The following is a 15,789-nucleotide window of genomic DNA, read 5'->3' as shown; positions in this document are numbered from 1 at the left end:
GATAAGACGCCCCGCGTCGCCATCCGGCAATAAATGAAACACGATTGCCGGATGGCGCTTCGCTTATCCGGCCTACGTAAGACCCGATAACGTTCGGGCAATAAACAGGAACACCGAACATGCAAAAAATTACGACTTCCTGGTTCGTCCAGGGGATGATCAAAGCCACTTCTGATGCGTGGCTGAAAGGCTGGGACGAGCGTAATGGCGGCAACCTGACGCTGCGTCTTGATGAAGCAGATATCGCGCCGTTTAGCGCCGATTTCCACGAAAAACCACGCTATATTGCGCTAAGTCAGCCGATGCCGCTGCTGGCAAACACACCGTTTATCGTCACCGGTTCCGGTAAGTTTTTCCGTAACGTCCAGCTCGATCCCGCGGCAAACTTGGGCGTGGTACAAGTAGACAGCGACGGTGCGGGCTACCACATCCTCTGGGGCCTGACCCACGAGGCCGTGCCGACCTCTGAACTGCCGGCTCACCTCCTCTCTCACTGCGAACGCATTAAAGCGACGAACGGTAAAGACCGCGTGATCATGCACTGCCATGCCACCAACCTGATCGCTCTGACCTACGTACTGGAAAACAACACAGCGCTGATTACCCGCAAGCTGTGGGAAGGCAGCACCGAGTGCCTGGTGGTGTTCCCGGATGGCGTTGGCATTCTGCCGTGGATGGTGCCGGGTACAGATGAAATTGGTCAGGCTACCGCCGAGGAAATGCAGAAACACTCGCTGGTACTTTGGCCGTTCCACGGCGTGTTCGGAAGCGGACCTACCCTCGACGAAGCGTTCGGTTTGATAGATACCGCAGAGAAATCCGCCGAAGTTCTGGTCAAAATCTTTTCGATGGGCGGTATGAAGCAGACCATCTCACGTGAAGAGCTGGTCGCACTTGGCAAACGCTTTGGTGTTACGCCGCTGGCAAGCGCCATAGAGCTGTACTGATACCTCCCAACTCAACGCCGGATGCGGCTTCGCCTTATCCGGCCTACAGGATTTTATTATTAAGGAGAATAGTGATGAGCTTTATGTTGGCACTACCAAAAATTAGCCTGCATGGCGCCGGCGCGATTGCCGATATGGTGAATCTCGTGGCGAATAAACAATGGGGCAAAGCGCTGATCGTCACCGATGGTCAACTGGTAAAACTGGGCCTGCTGGATAGCCTGTTTGCCGCGCTGGATAAACATCAAATGTCTTACCACCTGTTTGATGAAGTATTCCCGAACCCGACAGAAGAGTTGGTACAGAAAGGTTTTGCAGCCTATCAGAACGCAGAATGTGACTACATCATCGCCTTCGGTGGCGGCAGCCCGATCGATACCGCCAAAGCGGTGAAAATCCTGACAGCCAACCCTGGCCCTTCTACCGCTTACTCCGGAGTGGGCAAAGTGAAAAATGCTGGCGTCCCGCTGGTCGCCATCAACACTACCGCCGGTACGGCAGCAGAGATGACCAGCAACGCGGTCATTATCGATTCTGCCCGTAAGGTTAAAGAGGTGATCATCGACCCGAATATCATCCCGGACATCGCTGTGGATGATGCCAGCGTCATGCTGGAAATCCCGGCCTCCGTCACCGCCGCAACCGGTATGGACGCCCTGACCCACGCGGTGGAAGCCTATGTTTCCGTTGGTGCTCATCCGCTCACCGACGCTAACGCACTGGAAGCGATTCGCCTGATCAACCTGTGGCTACCAAAAGCGGTCGACGACGGTCATAACCTCGAAGCTCGTGAGCAAATGGCGTTTGGTCAGTATCTGGCGGGGATGGCATTTAACAGCGCTGGTCTGGGTCTGGTGCATGCGCTGGCGCACCAGCCGGGCGCAACCCATAATCTGCCACACGGCGTCTGCAACGCCATCCTGCTGCCGGTAATCGAAAACTTTAACCGTCCGAATGCCGTGGCGCGTTTTGCCCGCGTGGCGCAGGCAATGGGCGTCGATACCCGTGACATGAGCGATGAAGCGGCAAGTATAGAGGCCACCAACGCGATTCGTACACTCAGCAAGCGTGTTGGTATTCCTGCGGGCTTTAGTTCCCTTGGCGTGACGAAAGAGGATATTGAAGGCTGGCTGGATAAAGCGTTGGCCGATCCGTGTGCGCCGTGCAACCCGCGCACCGCCAGCCGCGACGAGGTCCGCGAGCTGTATCTGGAGGCGTTATGATCCGCAAGGCCTTTGTGATGCAGGTGAATGCCGACGCGCACGTTGAATATCAACGTCGGCACAATCCCATCTGGCCAGAGCTGGAAGCGGTGCTGAAAGAGCACGGCGCCCATCACTACGCGATTTATCTCGATCAGGCGCGCAATCTGCTGTTCGCCACCGTTGAGATTGAGTCCGAAGAACGCTGGAATGCCGTTGCCAGCACCGACGTTTGCCAACGTTGGTGGAAGCATATGCGTGACGTAATGCCAGCAAACCCGGACAACAGCCCGGTTAGCGCTGAGCTAAAAGAAGTGTTTTATTTGCAATAGACTTGTAGGCCGGATAAGGCGCTAACGCGCCGCATCCGGCACAACGTAACAGAACAGTTAGTTCTGCTCAGAAACCAGAATCGCCTGGGTGTCAGGCTCCAGCGCTTTAAAAATATGCGCCCGATCGGCGGGGTAACAAATATAGTCCCCCTCGCCTAACTCCTCCGGGGCTTCCGTCAATCCTACCATCGCCTTACCCTGCGTCACGATGATGTGTTCAACCGATCCAGGTGGATGCGGCTGTGAAATACGATCCGCGCCCGGCTGCGTCAGCAGCAGATAGATATCCCGCCGCGCCCCCGGCGGGCAGGCGGCCAGTAAAATGGCCTGGTAGTGGGCCTGCTCAGCCACCACCTTTGTCCCTTCTCCGCGACGAATCACCTGCGTTTTTTGTTCCTGCGGCTCCAGCAGGCGAGCAAAGGGAATATCCAACGCCACACACAGCGACCAGAGCGTTTCCAGGCTAGGATTGCCATTGCCCGCTTCCAATTGCGAGAGTGTCGATTTTGCAATCCCTGCGCGACGGGCAATCTCTGCCAATGACAAACCGGTGCGCTGACGTTCACGCACAAGGCTTTTCGCGATCATACTGATGGGCTGGGTCATTCACGACTCCATGTTCTTTATATCGAACGATTCGTTCGACTTGTAATATTAACTGGTCGCGTTCATTATAATGGAAATTCGTTCGATATGGCTAAAACGGTATGAAACATTATTTTTCCAGTCTCAAAGGCGACACGATAAAAGCAATTTTTTTAGTCTGTCTGGCCGTCGGCGTAGTCGGCATGTCATACGGCTCGCTGGCGATGGCCTACGGCTTCCCACTGTGGGTGCCGTTTGTGCTTTCGATTACGGTACTGGCGGGTGCGTCCGAGTTTATGTTTATCGGCATCGTCGCCAGTGGCGGTAACCCACTGGCGGCTGCGGCTGCCGGCTTACTGGTCAACGCCCGACACGTGCCGTTTGGCGTCACGGTGCGCGATCTGGTGGGCTTGCGGGCTGCGAGTTTCCTCGGCTGTCATATCATGAACGACGAAAGCGTAGTCTTTGGCCTGTCGCAAAAAACGCCCGAACAACGTAAAGCCGCCTTCTGGCTGTGCGGTCTGGGCGTCGCGCTTTTCTGGCCTGTTGGCACACTGATCGGCGCGGGCGTCGGCAAACTGCTCCCCGCCCCGGAAACCATCGGTCTGGATGCCGTCTTCCCTGCAATTTTATTAGCCTTAGTGGTCCCGGCCTTTAAAAACCGCACCACGCTGATTCGCGCCTGTAGCGGCGCCGGGTTGTCGCTTGCCGCCATCCCCTTTGCGCCGGTCGGTTTACCTGTTTTGCTCTCACTGTTTGGCTTACTGACGAGGAAAAAATAATGGGCAACATGACGCTGTTTATCGTCGGTATCGCCATGTTATCTCTGGGAACATATTTAATGCGTTTAGGAGGAGCGAAGCTTGGGAGCCGTTTAGCGTTCTCGGAACGCTCGCAGGCGCTGCTTTCCGACGCCGCAACGGTATTACTGTTCTCCGTTGCGCTGGCGACTACCTTTTACGAAGGCGAACACTTCGCTGGCATGGCGCGCGTGCTGGGCGTGGCTTTTGCGGTATTTCTCGCATGGCGCAAGATGCCGCTAATCGTGGTGATCGTCGCTGCCGCAGTGGTGACCGCATTGCTGCGAATGGCGGGTATAAACTAAAAAAGCGCCTCAAGGGCGCTCTTTCGACAGTACTAAGGTATCTTATTTCAGCAGTTCGGCGGTCATGTGCACGCGGTTACCGGTGTATGCCTGAGTGATTTTGTAATCGCTGGCGCCTGCACGTTCAGCCTGAGCGGCGATTTTTGCTTCAGCGCTTTCCAGCGTAGAACCGGTTGCGGTCACTGTCTGAGCAGCGAAAGAACCAAAAGAAGTAGCCAGAGCGATAACTGCGACAAAAGTTTTGATGCTTTTCATGATATAAACCCTTTAACTTAGTTGTTTGAGTAAGGCACCGTGCCTTGATGTGATAAATAATAGGCTGATACCCGAACAACTGAAAGCGGAATGATTTGCCAGTCTTATTCAAATTATTTGAGAGATAAGATGTTACGTAATCAGGAATCACAATGGCTTGCTGGAAGCCGTAGAAAAACGCAACCGGCGGGTAATTGGTTACTTCGTCAGGGTGAACCACAAAGTAAAATTCATCTTTTACATCATGGTGTGGCTCGTGCGGTTTATCACGCTGACAACGGCGTTGAAAGAGTTAAAGAGTTCTACTTTGCCGGGGAATACTGCTTTCTGTACCTGAACTGGCTAACTAACACACCTGCCGATTACAGCCTGCAAATGATCGCCGCTGGAGAAACCACTGAAATTCCCTTGGCTTTGCTTGATGCGCCGGGAAATCGGGATATTAAGACTCAGCTACTGGTCCAGCAATTGATCTACAAAGAGAAAAAAGAGCAGATGCTGCTGCTCAATACCCCAGAGCAACGCTATCAGTACGTACAAACACACTTCCCGGACTGGGAGTCACAGCTCACCCAGCGCGATCTTGCCAGCTATATCGGTATTACCCCCGTTAGCCTGTCCCGTATTCGCCAGCGTCTTAACAAAGGTTAACGCCTTACGGTGATGCGTCGATTATTGTCCCGTCACTCTTTAATAGATGGCGACCACAATGAACGCATTTCTTCTTTCTCAGATGCTGGCTGGCATCAGCTTCTTACTGGATATTTCCGCTTTTCATTTTCAACGCCGGGCTATCACTTTAACGCTGCTCACCAGTTCTACGTCTCTGTTAGCTATCCATTTCTATCTTTTGGATCAACACGCTGCGGCTGGGTTAATGATCATTGCCGCATGCCGCTACGCGACAGCCATCGTCACCTTTCACCGCTGGGTGATGTGGGGATTTATGCTGGGGTCGCTGCTGTGTAGCATTTATCTTTGGCAAAATCTGTCGAGTATTTTGCCGCTGATGGGAAGCCTGCTGATGACATTTGCGTCATTTCAAAAACGCAGCGGAAAATTACGGGGATACACCTTGTGTGGCAGCCTGTGTTGGCTGCTGAACAATGTGATTGTTGGCTCGCCAGTTGCCGTAATCATGGAACTGGCATTTTCCGGCAGTATTCTGGCCGCCTGGTGGCGTCACTGCGCGACCAGACGTTGCGGATGCGTATAGATCGTCGCCCTGCCCGGTTTGCAAAAACCCACCAGCGTCAGGTTACAACGTTCGGCAACTTCCACGGCGAGCGTTGTCGCCGCAGAAACAGCAAACAGGATCTCCACACCGCACATCGCCGATTTCTGCACCATCTCATAACTGGCACGGCTGGAGACTAATACCGCGCCCTGTTGCCAGGTTTCCCCTTCGATTGCACGTCGTCCCAACAGTTTATCCAACGCAACATGACGTCCAACATCTTCATGCCCGCCCGCCAGATGACCTGACGGCTGTACCCAGGCAGCCGCGTGCGTGCAGCCTGTCAGTTGCCCCACGGGTTGAAAATCGTTGAGATGTCGTAAAGCGTTATCAAGATTCGCCAGATCGAATGTCTGGGTAAACGGCAGCGGCTGGACCGGCTTGCCAATGTCATTGAGCTGCTCCACGCCACAAACGCCGCAACCGGTGCGACCGGCCAGCGCGCGACGACGCTCCTTCAGCCCCATAAAGCGACGGCTGGACAGTTCAACCTGCACTTCCAATCCGTTGCAGGAAGGCACTACGTCCATTCCGTAGATATCCTGCGGGGACTCAATAATGCCTTCAGAAAGTGAAAAACCCACCGCGAAGTGCTCAAGATCTTTCGGTGATGCCATCATCACCACGTGCGAAATCCCGTTGTATACCAGCGCAACAGGCACTTCTTCAGCTACCTCATCAGGCTGAGGATGTTGCAAATCCTCGCGCTTCCAGAGGGTCAACTGGCGCGATCCTGTCGAAGATGTCACATTCTTGATGTTTTCTTGAATAATCTTATTCACTTTCTTTTAACCATATTGGAACACGCATACCAACATTGTGGTATTCTTTACAAATCCCTCCTGGACGGAGGGAAATTCACCCAATTCTGGACCTTTGCGGTCCCGTCCGCAAAGAAAAATAACAACCACTTCCCTCGCGTTCGCGTTACAGAAAAGCGAAGGGAACGTGACAATGTCGAAACAAGGAGCAAACCATGCAGGTCAGCAGAAGGCAGTTCTTTAAGATCTGCGCTGGCGGTATGGCAGGCACCACGGCAGCGGCACTGGGCTTTGCACCCGGCGTAGCGCTCGCGGAAACACGGCAATATAAACTGCTGCGCACCCGCGAAACCCGTAACACCTGCACCTACTGTTCCGTTGGCTGTGGACTGTTAATGTACAGTCTCGGTGACGGAGCAAAAAACGCCAAAGCATCCATCTTCCATATTGAAGGGGACCCGGATCACCCGGTGAACCGCGGCGCGCTGTGCCCGAAAGGGGCAGGACTTGTGGACTTCATCCACTCCGAAAGCCGCCTGAAATTCCCGGAATATCGCGCACCAGGCTCAGATAAGTGGCAACAGATTAGCTGGGATGAGGCATTTGACCGCATCGCTAAGCTGATGAAAGAAGACCGCGACGCTAACTACGTTGCACAAAACGCTGAAGGCGTAACCGTTAACCGCTGGCTTTCCACCGGAATGCTGTGTGCTTCCGCTTCCAGTAACGAAACCGGCTATTTAACGCAAAAATTCTCCCGCGCGCTCGGTATGCTCGCGGTCGACAACCAGGCACGCGTCTGACACGGACCAACGGTAGCAAGTCTTGCTCCAACATTTGGTCGCGGTGCGATGACCAACCACTGGGTCGACATTAAAAACGCCAACCTCGTCGTGGTGATGGGCGGTAACGCCGCTGAAGCTCACCCGGTCGGATTCCGCTGGGCGATGGAAGCCAAAATTCACAACGGCGCGAAGCTGATTGTTATCGATCCACGCTTTACGCGAACCGCTGCGGTGGCTGATTTCTATGCGCCGATTCGTTCCGGTACTGACATTGCTTTCCTGTCAGGCGTTTTGCTGTACCTGCTGAACAACGAAAAATTCAACCGCGAATACACTGAGGCCTATACCAACGCCAGCCTGATCGTGCGTGAGGATTACGGTTTCGAAGATGGCCTGTTCACCGGCTACGACGCGGACAAACGCAAGTATGACAAAACCAGCTGGAACTACGAGCTGGATGAAAAAGGCTTCGCCAAACGCGATGTCACCCTGCAACATCCGCGCTGCGTGTGGAACCTGCTGAAACAGCACGTCTCCCGCTACACGCCGGACGTCGTAGAAAACATCTGCGGTACGCCAAAGGCCGACTTCCTGAAGGTCTGTGAGTACATTGCAGAAACCAGTGCCAAAGATAAAACCGCGTCGTTCCTGTACGCCCTGGGCTGGACACAACACTCCGTGGGTGCGCAGAACATCCGTACCATGGCGATGATCCAGTTGCTGCTTGGCAACATGGGGATGGCAGGCGGCGGTGTTAACGCCCTGCGCGGTCACTCCAACATTCAGGGCCTGACCGACTTAGGCCTGCTGTCACAAAGCCTGCCAGGCTATATGACGCTGCCAAGCGAGAAACAGACTGACCTGCAAACCTACCTTGCCGCCAACACGCCAAAACCGTTGCTGGAAGGTCAGGTGAACTACTGGGGCAACTACCCGAAATTCTTCGTTTCGATGATGAAAGCCTTCTTTGGCGATAAAGCAACAGCGGAAAACAGCTGGGGCTTCGACTGGCTGCCGAAGTGGGATAAAGGGTACGACGTCTTGCAGTACTTCGAGATGATGAATCAGGGCAAAGTGAATGGCTATATCTGCCAGGGCTTTAACCCGGTCGCGTCATTCCCGAACAAAAACAAAGTTGTGGCTTCACTGTCCAAACTGAAGTTCCTGGTCACTATCGACCCACTCAACACTGAGACTTCCACCTTCTGGCAGAACCACGGTGAGTCGAACGATGTTGATCCGTCGAAAATCCAGACCGAAGTATTCCGTCTGCCGTCCACCTGCTTCGCCGAAGAGAACGGTTCTATCGTTAACTCCGGTCGCTGGCTGCAGTGGCACTGGAAAGGCGCGGACGCCCCGGGGATTGCCGTTACCGATGGCGAAATCCTCGCCGGTATCTTCCTGCGTCTGCGCAAGATGTATGCCGAGCAAGGTGGCGCGAACCCGGAACAGGTGCTGAGCATGACCTGGAACTACTCCACCCCGCACGAACCAGCTTCGGAAGAAGTGGCGATGGAGAGCAACGGTAAAGCGCTGGCCGACATTACCGACCCGGCAACCGGTGCGGTTATCGTCAAGAAAGGCCAACAGCTTAGCTCGTTCGCCCAACTGCGTGACGACGGCACGACCGCCAGCGGCTGCTGGATTTTTGCCGGTAGCTGGACGCCGGAAGGCAACCAGATGGCACGTCGCGATAACGCCGACCCGTCAGGCCTTGGTAATACGCTGGGCTGGGCCTGGGCATGGCCGCTGAACCGACGCATTCTGTATAACCGCGCCTCCGCTGATCCGCAGGGGAATCCGTGGGATCCAAAACGTCAGATCCTGAAATGGGATGGGGCGAAGTGGAGCGGGATGGATATTCCGGACTACAGCGCCGCCGCACCTGGCAGCAACGTAGGGCCGTTCATCATGCAGCCGGAAGGGATGGGACGCCTGTTTGCTATCGATAAGATGGCGGAAGGTCCGTTCCCGGAACACTACGAGCCGTTTGAAACACCGCTGGGGACTAACCCACTGCACCCGAACGTTATCTCTAACCCTGCCGCGCGCATCTTTAAAGGTGACGCAGAAGCACTGGGTAAAGCAGATAAGTTCCCGTACGTCGGTACAACCTACCGTCTGACCGAGCACTTCCACTACTGGACCAAGCATGCGCTGCTGAATGCCATCGCTCAGCCGGAACAGTTTGTGGAAATTGGCGAGAAACTGGCGAATAAGCTCGGTATCTCCCACGGCGATACCGTCAAAGTCTCCTCTAATCGCGGCTACATTAAGGCCAAGGCGGTGGTGACCAAACGTATTCGCACGCTGAAGGCTAACGGTAAGGATATCGACACAATCGGTATTCCGATTCACTGGGGCTACGAAGGTGTGGCGAAAAAAGGCTTTATCGCTAACACGTTAACGCCATTCGTCGGTGATGCGAACACGCAGACGCCGGAATTTAAGTCCTTCCTCGTGAACGTGGAAAAGGTGTAACGGAGACGACCTATGGCTTATCAATCGCAAGACATCATTCGTCGTTCCGCCACTAACGGTTTCACCCCCGCGCCTCAGGCGCGGGACCATCAGGAAGAAGTGGCGAAGCTTATCGACGTCACCACCTGTATCGGCTGTAAAGCGTGTCAGGTGGCGTGTTCTGAATGGAACGACATCCGTGATGAAGTGGGCAACAACGTTGGGGTGTACGACAACCCGGCCGATTTGACCGCCAAATCCTGGACGGTGATGCGCTTCTCGGAAGTGGAACAAAACGACAAACTGGAATGGCTTATCCGCAAGGATGGCTGTATGCACTGCGCCGATCCGGGCTGCCTGAAGGCGTGTCCGGCTGAAGGCGCAATCATTCAGTATGCCAACGGTATCGTCGACTTCCAGTCTGAGCAGTGCATCGGCTGTGGCTACTGCATCGCGGGCTGCCCGTTCGACGTGCCGCGCCTCAATCCGGAAGACAACCGCGTCTACAAATGTACGCTGTGCGTTGACCGTGTTGTGGTCGGGCAAGAACCGGCCTGCGTGAAAACCTGTCCAACCGGCGCCATTCATTTCGGCACCAAAGAGTCGATGAAAACGCTGGCAGGCGAGCGCGTGGCGGAGCTGAAAACGCGTGGTTACGAAAACGCGGGTCTGTACGATCCGGCGGGTGTTGGCGGTACGCACGTAATGTACGTATTGCACCATGCGGACAAGCCAAATCTGTATCACGGCCTGCCAGAGAACCCGGAGATCAGCGCTACCGTTAAGTTCTGGAAAGGCATCTGGAAACCCCTCGCAGCCGTCGGCTTTGCAGCGACATTTGCGGCCAGCATCTTCCACTACGTCGGCGTAGGCCCGAACCGTGCGGAAGAGGAAGAAGACAATCTGCATGAAAAAGACGACGAGGTGCGCAAATGAAACGACGTGACACCATCGTGCGCTACACGGCGCCGGAACGCATCAACCACTGGATCACCGCCTTCTGCTTCATTCTGGCGGCGGTGAGCGGGATGGGCTTTCTCTTCCCGTCTTTTAACTGGCTGATGCACATCATGGGCACTCCACAACTGGCGCGAATTGTGCACCCGTTTGTCGGCGTGATCATGTTTGCCTCGTTTATCATCATGTTTTTCCGTTACTGGCACCACAATCTAATCAATCGGGATGATATCTTTTGGGCGAAGAATATTCGTAAGATTGTCGTCAACGAGGAAGTAGGTGACACGGGACGTTATAACTTCGGCCAGAAATGCGTATTCTGGGCGGCGATTATCTTCCTGGTCCTGTTGCTGGTGAGCGGAGTGGTCATCTGGCGTCCGTATTTTGCGCCTGCTTTCTCAATCCCGGTGATCCGATTCGCGTTAATGCTGCATTCATTTGCCGCAGTAGCGTTAATTGTGGTTATCATGGTGCACATTTACGCCGCCCTTTGGGTGAAAGGCACCATTACCGCGATGGTGGAAGGATGGGTTACCAGTTCATGGGCGAAGAAACATCACCCGCGCTGGTACCGTGAAGTCCGCCAGAAACAGGAAAAGTCATCTGAATGAGTATTCGCATAATCCCGCAAGATGAGCTGGAGAAGAGCGAGAAACGCACGGCGGATATGATTCCGCCGTTATTATTCCCCAGACTCAAAAATTTGTATAACCGCCGCGCTGAGCGCCTGCGCGAGCTGGCCGAGAACAACCCGCTGGGCGATTATCTGCGCTTTGCCGCGCTGATCGCACACGCGCAGGAAGTGGTGTTGTACGACCATCCGCTGCAGATGGATCTGACCGTTCGCATCAAAGAAGCGAACGATCAGGGCAAACCGCCGCTGGATATCCACGTTCTGCCACGCGACAAGCACTGGCAAAAACTGCTGCAGTCGTTAATTGCTGAGCTGAAACCAGAAATGAGCGGTCCTGCGCTTGCCGTGATCGAAAATCTGGAAAAAGCCTCAGAGCAGGAACTTGAGCTGATGGCCAGCGCGCTGTTTGCCTCTGATTTCGCCTCCGTCAGCAGCGATAAAGCGCCGTTTATTTGGGCTGCCCTGTCGCTCTACTGGGCGCAGATGGCAAGCCTGATCCCCGGAAAAGCCCGTGCGGAATACGGTGAACAGCGTCAGTACTGCCCGGTGTGTGGTTCAATGCCGGTCTCCAGCATGGTGCAAATCGGTACCACTCAGGGGCTGCGTTATCTGCACTGCAACCTGTGTGAAACCGAGTGGCACGTGGTACGCGTGAAATGCAGCAACTGCGAGCAAAGCCGTGATTTGAACTACTGGTCGCTGGATAACGAACAGGCGGCAATTAAAGCTGAAAGCTGCGGCGACTGTGGGACTTACCTGAAGATTCTCTATCAGGAAAAAGACCCTAAAGTTGAGGCCGTGGCTGACGATCTCGCTTCACTGATGCTGGACGCGCACATGGAGCAAGAGGGCTTTGCCCGCAGCTCCATCAACCCGTTCCTGTTCCCAGGTGAAGGGGAGTAAGTACTCCGCACCACCGGGCGGCGTAAGTCGCCCGGGTTATAACGTATACGGCGTGACCGCGCCTGATATGCCTGCAAAATCCTTGGTATTACGCGTAACCAGTGTAAGACGATGAATCTGCGCAGTGGCCAAAATAATGGCATCCGGCAATTTCATCCCATGCTCCTGCCTGATACTCACGCTTCGTTCAGCAATATCCTGTGAAACGCCGATCACGTTAAAAGCGCCTAGCGCAACGCGAGTACGGGCTTCCTGATGGTATTTTTTTGCGCCCACCATCACCTCCATCCATGTAATGAGGCTGATTGCATTCTGCGGCGGCCATGTTTCTATCGCTAGTTTTGCTTCATTTCTACCGCTAAACAGATCGATGAGGATGTTGGTATCAAAAAGCGCTGATCCTTTGACCATTACCATTCCTCACGGAGTTTACGCTGGTATTCAACACCATCTTCCTCACAGCCTTGCCACAGCCCAAGAGCGCGTGAAATTGTTGTTTCAGCCTGATCCTGCCTCTCAAGATACTGTTCAACGGCCTCCCGTAAGAGTTCTGCTCGTGGCAGATTGCGCTGAACCTTGAGGTCATCAAGACGTTTAATCACCTCATCTGATAAATCGAGTAAAATTCTGCCCATATCCATCCCAACCATCATACTCACATATACCTCCAGTATATCATCGGCGATTAATTTCTACACAACATACACCTGAGAAAAGCGGGAAAGTAGCCTTCACACGAACAATTTTTACTTTTGCGAGCCGCTTTCCAGAATCATAACCACCCCCATTTTTCCCATTTTCATTCTTAGTTATCCAGGTTATAAACTTGTATATCCATACAGATAAGAAGATGTGAAAATGGCACTGGAAAGCGGGATTGCACAGCTGGTTGAAGCATTTATCGTGGCGGGACGCCCTTCTTCGCGCGAGCAGAATATTGATGACCGGAGAGCAGGCTATATCGCCAGCACGGTCCTGGCCGGAGACACTGAAACCCGCGTACAAGTTGAAGATATTGAGCTCGATGCCATGATGTTTCGCGTAGTTTCGCCGCGGGGCAGCACGGGAAATCTCCCCTGCGTTATCTATTATCACGGCGGCTGCTTTGTCAGCGGCGGATTTACCACTCATGATAACCAGCTAAGGCAACTCGCCTGGTACAGCGGCTGTCGGGTCATTGGGGTGCAGTATCGCCTCGCACCAGAGCACATCTTCCCGGCAGCACATAACGATGCTGAATCGGGGGCCAATATTATCTGGAAGTATGCCAAGAAACTGGGAGTAGACCGGGACAACATTACGCTGGCTGGCGACAGCGCTGGCGGGCATCTGGCGCTGGTCACCGCACTACGCCTGAAAGCTACCAGGCAATGGCAACCTGCGCAGCTTATGCTGATCTACCCGATGCTGGATGCAACCGCCAGCTTTGCGAGCTATGACCATAATGGACAGGATTACATTATCACCCGCGACACACTGCTGTCGGGCTACGAGATGTATATGCCGCAAACCGATCCATTGCATCCCGAAGCCAGCCCGCTCTGGCGTGAAGACTTCAACGGTTTACCGCCCACGCACATCATTACAGCTGAATTCGACCCACTGCGAGATGAGGGTGAGGCCCTGTATCAACGGTTCCAGGAGCAGGGCGTGGATTGCACCTGCCAACGCTATCTCGGTGTTATCCACGGATTTTTCCAGCTAGCAGGGGTGAGTCAAGCGGCACGAAGCGCAATGCGGGATGTTGCCTGGCGCGCCATAAATTCTACAGCAGTAAGACATGCTTAATTAATATAGTGTTTTCATCTTGTAAACTTAATTGCGTTGCGTTATTTTGTTTTCAGGTTGAAAACCTTGTAATGGAACTACACCGTGCATGTTATCAGCCGAATACCTTTTAACGAGGCAATGCTCATGTATCCAAATCATCAGCTTGCTCTCGCTGATTTACTGAATGTTTTGGAGAAAAAAACATTCATTCAGCCTGAAGAGATGAAGCAGTATATTCCTTCACTGGATAATTTTAAGTACAGAGATAAATGGTGGGTGATTGATGTTTCTGGTAACAGCCTAAGACTCATCTCCTACATAGATTTCAGGTCACATAAGATATTTGTCAAACATATCGTTTCCCATGCCGAATATGACAAACTGACAGCATATTATCGGGGTAATAAAGAATGAGAACGCATCGTCATATGGATACAGCCAGCGCAAAAAAGATTGTTGATACCTTCAGCGATGCGGTAAAAACCATCCCACTGTTGGGGGAAGACCGAAATGACACTGAGTATCGCAGGGCACTTGTGCTAGTGGAGTATCTGGTCGACCACGACGATCTTGAAAACCCACTATTTGAATTGCTCTGTGCCCGAATCAGTAAATATGAAAAACATGCGCCGGAATTCAAAGCACTCAACCAACACCTGGAGAAAACACCCTCTGGCGTTTCAGTATTGCGTACGCTCATGGACCAATACAGTCTCAAAGCAGCAGACCTTGCCAACGAACTCGGTTCAAAATCGAACGTCAGCAACATCTTAAATGGTCGCAGAGCACTGACTGTAAGCCATATTAAAGCGCTTGCAGAACGCTTTAATCTTCCGGCAGACGCATTCATCGAGTAGAGAAGATACCCTCTGACTTACTCTTCCTCGTTCCCGCCTTCTTCATATGCGCCAAACGGTTTTGCGGGTAGCACAATGTAAGTGCCTTCAAACACCACGCCCGGCGTGTCGTCGCCAAATACCCCGACCTGCATCTGAACGCGCGCCTTACGACCTCTTGCCAGACGATCCAGGTCTCCGCTCAGCGAGCCCAGATCGGCGATAGCTGTAGGTTTCCCGGTGATCGGCCTGCTGTACCGTATATGCGCGTCAGCAAGGATTATCGTCCCGCCGAGATGACGCTCGCGTAGCATCAGCCAGATTAGCCCCCAGCCCGTTAGCGTCGCCAGTGAAAACAGGCTCCCGGCAAACAGCGTATGGTGCGGGTTCTGATTGCCCGTCTCGGGCATCGTGGTGATAAATTTCTGCCCGGTATATTGCTGAATGCGCACACCCATTTTCTCACTCAATGGAATATGTTCGTACCAGGCTTGCTGTAGCTGTCCGCACCAGTCGCCGCGATGGAGAATATCGTCCAGCGTCGCGATGGGTTTAATCATCAAAAAGTGACGCACCGGCGTGGTTTGCGGCGTGGTGATTTCTCCCTGGCTCACAAACCCCAGTTTGGCGAAAAATTCGACCGCATCTTCACGGGCGCTACAGGTTACGCGCTTTACCCCTTCCTGACGCGCCACAGACTCCAGGGTCATCGCCATCAGCGTGCCCAACCCCTTCTCCTGCACGGAAGGGTCAACGGCCATAAAGCGTATGGAGGCTTCGTTATCCGCATTGATATACAGACGTCCTACTGCGACCAAATTCCCCTCTTCGTCCACCACCATCTGGTGATGCGCCATCGCATCCCAGGCATCCCGTTCGGAGCCTTTAGGCTGGTGCAACGGTTTACGCAGCATCTCCCAGCGAAACTGGTAGTAACGCTCCAATTCTTCTTCTGTTTGCGGTACTCGAAGGTGATACATCGTCGTATTCTCTCTTGTTGTCCGCGGCCACACCGGTAGC

Annotated in this window: 20 protein-coding genes; 14 read left to right on the top strand and 6 right to left on the bottom strand. The window is 53.7% G+C overall.

Translation table 11 applies throughout. The annotated features are described in order from the left end of the window. Positions 1–119 precede the first annotated feature (119 nt). The 3 genes from rhaD (at position 120) to rhaM (ending at position 2,481) form a co-directional block, all read left to right on the top strand. Positions 120–947 (top strand): rhamnulose-1-phosphate aldolase, encoded by an 828-nt coding sequence (rhaD, locus tag OGY10_RS14355; RefSeq protein WP_191226587.1) that lies wholly within the window; start codon positions 120–122, stop codon positions 945–947. Between the two features lie 74 nt (positions 948–1,021). Continuing rightward, positions 1,022–2,170, top strand: coding sequence for a lactaldehyde reductase (gene fucO / locus OGY10_RS14350; RefSeq protein ID WP_191226588.1), 1,149 nt, complete (start codon positions 1,022–1,024; stop codon positions 2,168–2,170). Beyond that, positions 2,167–2,481 (top strand): L-rhamnose mutarotase, encoded by a 315-nt coding sequence (gene rhaM, locus OGY10_RS14345; protein ID WP_003825253.1) that lies wholly within the window; start codon positions 2,167–2,169, stop codon positions 2,479–2,481. The genes fucO and rhaM overlap by 4 nt, the downstream gene beginning before the upstream one ends. A 57-nt stretch (positions 2,482–2,538) precedes the next feature. Here the strand turns inward: rhaM and OGY10_RS14340 are convergent, their stop codons facing one another. Then, positions 2,539–3,087: a helix-turn-helix domain-containing protein gene (locus OGY10_RS14340; protein ID WP_003825255.1), complete on the bottom strand. Its 549-nt coding sequence runs from the start codon at positions 3,085–3,087 to the stop codon at positions 2,539–2,541. A gap of 101 nt (positions 3,088–3,188) precedes the next feature. On the opposite strand from OGY10_RS14340, the gene OGY10_RS14335 reads away from it, so the two are divergent. Together OGY10_RS14335 and OGY10_RS14330 are read left to right on the top strand one after the other, a co-directional pair. Continuing rightward, positions 3,189–3,848: an AzlC family ABC transporter permease gene (locus OGY10_RS14335; RefSeq protein WP_191226589.1), complete on the top strand. Its 660-nt coding sequence runs from the start codon at positions 3,189–3,191 to the stop codon at positions 3,846–3,848. Next, positions 3,848–4,171, top strand: a complete 324-nt coding sequence (locus OGY10_RS14330) for an AzlD domain-containing protein (RefSeq protein ID WP_003825260.1) — start codon at positions 3,848–3,850, stop codon at positions 4,169–4,171. The genes OGY10_RS14335 and OGY10_RS14330 overlap by 1 nt, the downstream gene beginning before the upstream one ends. A 42-nt stretch (positions 4,172–4,213) precedes the next feature. Here OGY10_RS14330 and OGY10_RS14325 read toward each other — a convergent pair whose 3' ends face one another. Beyond that, positions 4,214–4,426: a YdgH/BhsA/McbA family protein gene (locus tag OGY10_RS14325; RefSeq protein ID WP_003825262.1), complete on the bottom strand. Its 213-nt coding sequence runs from the start codon at positions 4,424–4,426 to the stop codon at positions 4,214–4,216. Between the two features lie 129 nt (positions 4,427–4,555). Between OGY10_RS14325 and OGY10_RS14320 the strand changes: the two genes are divergently transcribed. Beyond that, a complete protein-coding gene (locus tag OGY10_RS14320) occupies positions 4,556–5,077 on the top strand; it encodes a Crp/Fnr family transcriptional regulator (protein WP_191226590.1) in 522 nt (173 codons plus the stop codon). 58 nt (positions 5,078–5,135) lie between these two features. Then, positions 5,136–5,642, top strand: coding sequence for a YgjV family protein (locus OGY10_RS14315; RefSeq protein WP_048237092.1), 507 nt, complete (start codon positions 5,136–5,138; stop codon positions 5,640–5,642). Here OGY10_RS14315 and fdhD read toward each other — a convergent pair. Then, a complete protein-coding gene (fdhD, locus tag OGY10_RS14310) occupies positions 5,609–6,445 on the bottom strand; it encodes a formate dehydrogenase accessory sulfurtransferase FdhD (RefSeq protein WP_191215275.1) in 837 nt (278 codons plus the stop codon). The genes OGY10_RS14315 and fdhD overlap by 34 nt on opposite strands. Before the next feature lie 194 nt (positions 6,446–6,639). Between fdhD and fdnG the strand changes: the two genes are divergently transcribed. The 4 genes from fdnG to fdhE are packed head-to-tail and all read left to right on the top strand — an operon-like array spanning position 6,640 to position 12,163. Then, positions 6,640–9,690 (top strand): formate dehydrogenase-N subunit alpha, encoded by a 3,051-nt coding sequence (gene fdnG, locus OGY10_RS14305; RefSeq protein ID WP_165755497.1) that lies wholly within the window; start codon positions 6,640–6,642, stop codon positions 9,688–9,690. A gap of 12 nt (positions 9,691–9,702) precedes the next feature. Then, on the top strand, positions 9,703–10,605 hold the full coding sequence (gene fdoH, locus OGY10_RS14300) for a formate dehydrogenase O subunit beta (RefSeq protein WP_003825273.1): 903 nt from the start codon (positions 9,703–9,705) through the stop codon (positions 10,603–10,605). Continuing rightward, positions 10,602–11,237 carry a formate dehydrogenase cytochrome b556 subunit gene (gene fdoI / locus OGY10_RS14295; protein WP_003028686.1) on the top strand — a complete coding sequence of 212 codons (636 nt, stop codon included), beginning with the start codon at positions 10,602–10,604 and terminating at the stop codon, positions 11,235–11,237. Before fdoH ends, fdoI begins: the two co-directional genes overlap by 4 nt. Further along, positions 11,234–12,163 (top strand): formate dehydrogenase accessory protein FdhE, encoded by a 930-nt coding sequence (gene fdhE, locus OGY10_RS14290; protein WP_191226591.1) that lies wholly within the window; start codon positions 11,234–11,236, stop codon positions 12,161–12,163. Before fdoI ends, fdhE begins: the two co-directional genes overlap by 4 nt. Before the next feature lie 36 nt (positions 12,164–12,199). On the opposite strand, the gene OGY10_RS14285 is transcribed toward fdhE, so the two are convergent. Beyond that, on the bottom strand, positions 12,200–12,574 hold the full coding sequence (locus OGY10_RS14285; RefSeq protein ID WP_191226592.1) for a type II toxin-antitoxin system VapC family toxin: 375 nt from the start codon (positions 12,572–12,574) through the stop codon (positions 12,200–12,202). After that, positions 12,574–12,816: a ribbon-helix-helix domain-containing protein gene (locus OGY10_RS14280; RefSeq protein ID WP_020996119.1), complete on the bottom strand. Its 243-nt coding sequence runs from the start codon at positions 12,814–12,816 to the stop codon at positions 12,574–12,576. Before OGY10_RS14280 ends, OGY10_RS14285 begins: the two co-directional genes overlap by 1 nt. 205 nt (positions 12,817–13,021) lie before the next feature. On the opposite strand from OGY10_RS14280, the gene OGY10_RS14275 reads away from it, so the two are divergent. From OGY10_RS14275 to OGY10_RS14265, 3 genes are all read left to right on the top strand, one after another. After that, positions 13,022–13,951, top strand: coding sequence for an alpha/beta hydrolase (locus OGY10_RS14275; protein ID WP_286576928.1), 930 nt, complete (start codon positions 13,022–13,024; stop codon positions 13,949–13,951). A gap of 84 nt (positions 13,952–14,035) precedes the next feature. Further along, positions 14,036–14,347, top strand: coding sequence for a type II toxin-antitoxin system HigB family toxin (locus OGY10_RS14270; protein ID WP_167820804.1), 312 nt, complete (start codon positions 14,036–14,038; stop codon positions 14,345–14,347). Next, the gene (locus OGY10_RS14265; RefSeq protein ID WP_191226594.1) at positions 14,344–14,790 is read left to right on the top strand and encodes a helix-turn-helix domain-containing protein; all 447 of its coding nucleotides are present in this window, start codon (positions 14,344–14,346) and stop codon (positions 14,788–14,790) included. The genes OGY10_RS14270 and OGY10_RS14265 overlap by 4 nt, the downstream gene beginning before the upstream one ends. 17 nt (positions 14,791–14,807) lie before the next feature. Here OGY10_RS14265 and fabY read toward each other — a convergent pair whose 3' ends face one another. Then, complete coding sequence (gene fabY, locus OGY10_RS14260; protein WP_003825286.1) at positions 14,808–15,749, bottom strand: fatty acid biosynthesis protein FabY; 942 nt, start codon at positions 15,747–15,749, stop codon at positions 14,808–14,810. Between the last annotated feature and the right edge of the window lie 40 nt (positions 15,750–15,789).

It is taken from the genome of Citrobacter sp. Cpo148, from assembly GCF_030332375.1.
In the GTDB taxonomy this organism is placed as follows: Bacteria; Pseudomonadota; Gammaproteobacteria; order Enterobacterales; family Enterobacteriaceae; genus Citrobacter; species Citrobacter portucalensis.
This window is presented reverse-complemented; position numbering and strand designations above follow the sequence as displayed.

What these genes read in the sequence shown, in the direction of transcription:
- rhaD (WP_191226587.1), top strand. Translation starts at nt 120, where the DNA reads ATGCAAAAAATTACGACTTCCTGGTTCGTCCAGGGGATGATCAAAGCC.
- fucO (WP_191226588.1), top strand. Translation starts at nt 1,022, where the DNA reads ATGAGCTTTATGTTGGCACTACCAAAAATTAGCCTGCATGGCGCCGGC.
- rhaM (WP_003825253.1), top strand. Translation starts at nt 2,167, where the DNA reads ATGATCCGCAAGGCCTTTGTGATGCAGGTGAATGCCGACGCGCACGTT.
- OGY10_RS14340 (WP_003825255.1), bottom strand. Translation starts at nt 3,087, where the DNA reads ATGACCCAGCCCATCAGTATGATCGCGAAAAGCCTTGTGCGTGAACGT.
- OGY10_RS14335 (WP_191226589.1), top strand. Translation starts at nt 3,189, where the DNA reads ATGAAACATTATTTTTCCAGTCTCAAAGGCGACACGATAAAAGCAATT.
- OGY10_RS14330 (WP_003825260.1), top strand. Translation starts at nt 3,848, where the DNA reads ATGGGCAACATGACGCTGTTTATCGTCGGTATCGCCATGTTATCTCTG.
- OGY10_RS14325 (WP_003825262.1), bottom strand. Translation starts at nt 4,426, where the DNA reads ATGAAAAGCATCAAAACTTTTGTCGCAGTTATCGCTCTGGCTACTTCT.
- OGY10_RS14320 (WP_191226590.1), top strand. Translation starts at nt 4,556, where the DNA reads ATGTTACGTAATCAGGAATCACAATGGCTTGCTGGAAGCCGTAGAAAA.
- OGY10_RS14315 (WP_048237092.1), top strand. Translation starts at nt 5,136, where the DNA reads ATGAACGCATTTCTTCTTTCTCAGATGCTGGCTGGCATCAGCTTCTTA.
- fdoH (WP_003825273.1), top strand. Translation starts at nt 9,703, where the DNA reads ATGGCTTATCAATCGCAAGACATCATTCGTCGTTCCGCCACTAACGGT.
- fdoI (WP_003028686.1), top strand. Translation starts at nt 10,602, where the DNA reads ATGAAACGACGTGACACCATCGTGCGCTACACGGCGCCGGAACGCATC.
- fdhE (WP_191226591.1), top strand. Translation starts at nt 11,234, where the DNA reads ATGAGTATTCGCATAATCCCGCAAGATGAGCTGGAGAAGAGCGAGAAA.
- OGY10_RS14285 (WP_191226592.1), bottom strand. Translation starts at nt 12,574, where the DNA reads ATGGTCAAAGGATCAGCGCTTTTTGATACCAACATCCTCATCGATCTG.
- OGY10_RS14280 (WP_020996119.1), bottom strand. Translation starts at nt 12,816, where the DNA reads ATGATGGTTGGGATGGATATGGGCAGAATTTTACTCGATTTATCAGAT.
- OGY10_RS14275 (WP_286576928.1), top strand. Translation starts at nt 13,022, where the DNA reads ATGGCACTGGAAAGCGGGATTGCACAGCTGGTTGAAGCATTTATCGTG.
- OGY10_RS14265 (WP_191226594.1), top strand. Translation starts at nt 14,344, where the DNA reads ATGAGAACGCATCGTCATATGGATACAGCCAGCGCAAAAAAGATTGTT.
- fabY (WP_003825286.1), bottom strand. Translation starts at nt 15,749, where the DNA reads ATGTATCACCTTCGAGTACCGCAAACAGAAGAAGAATTGGAGCGTTAC.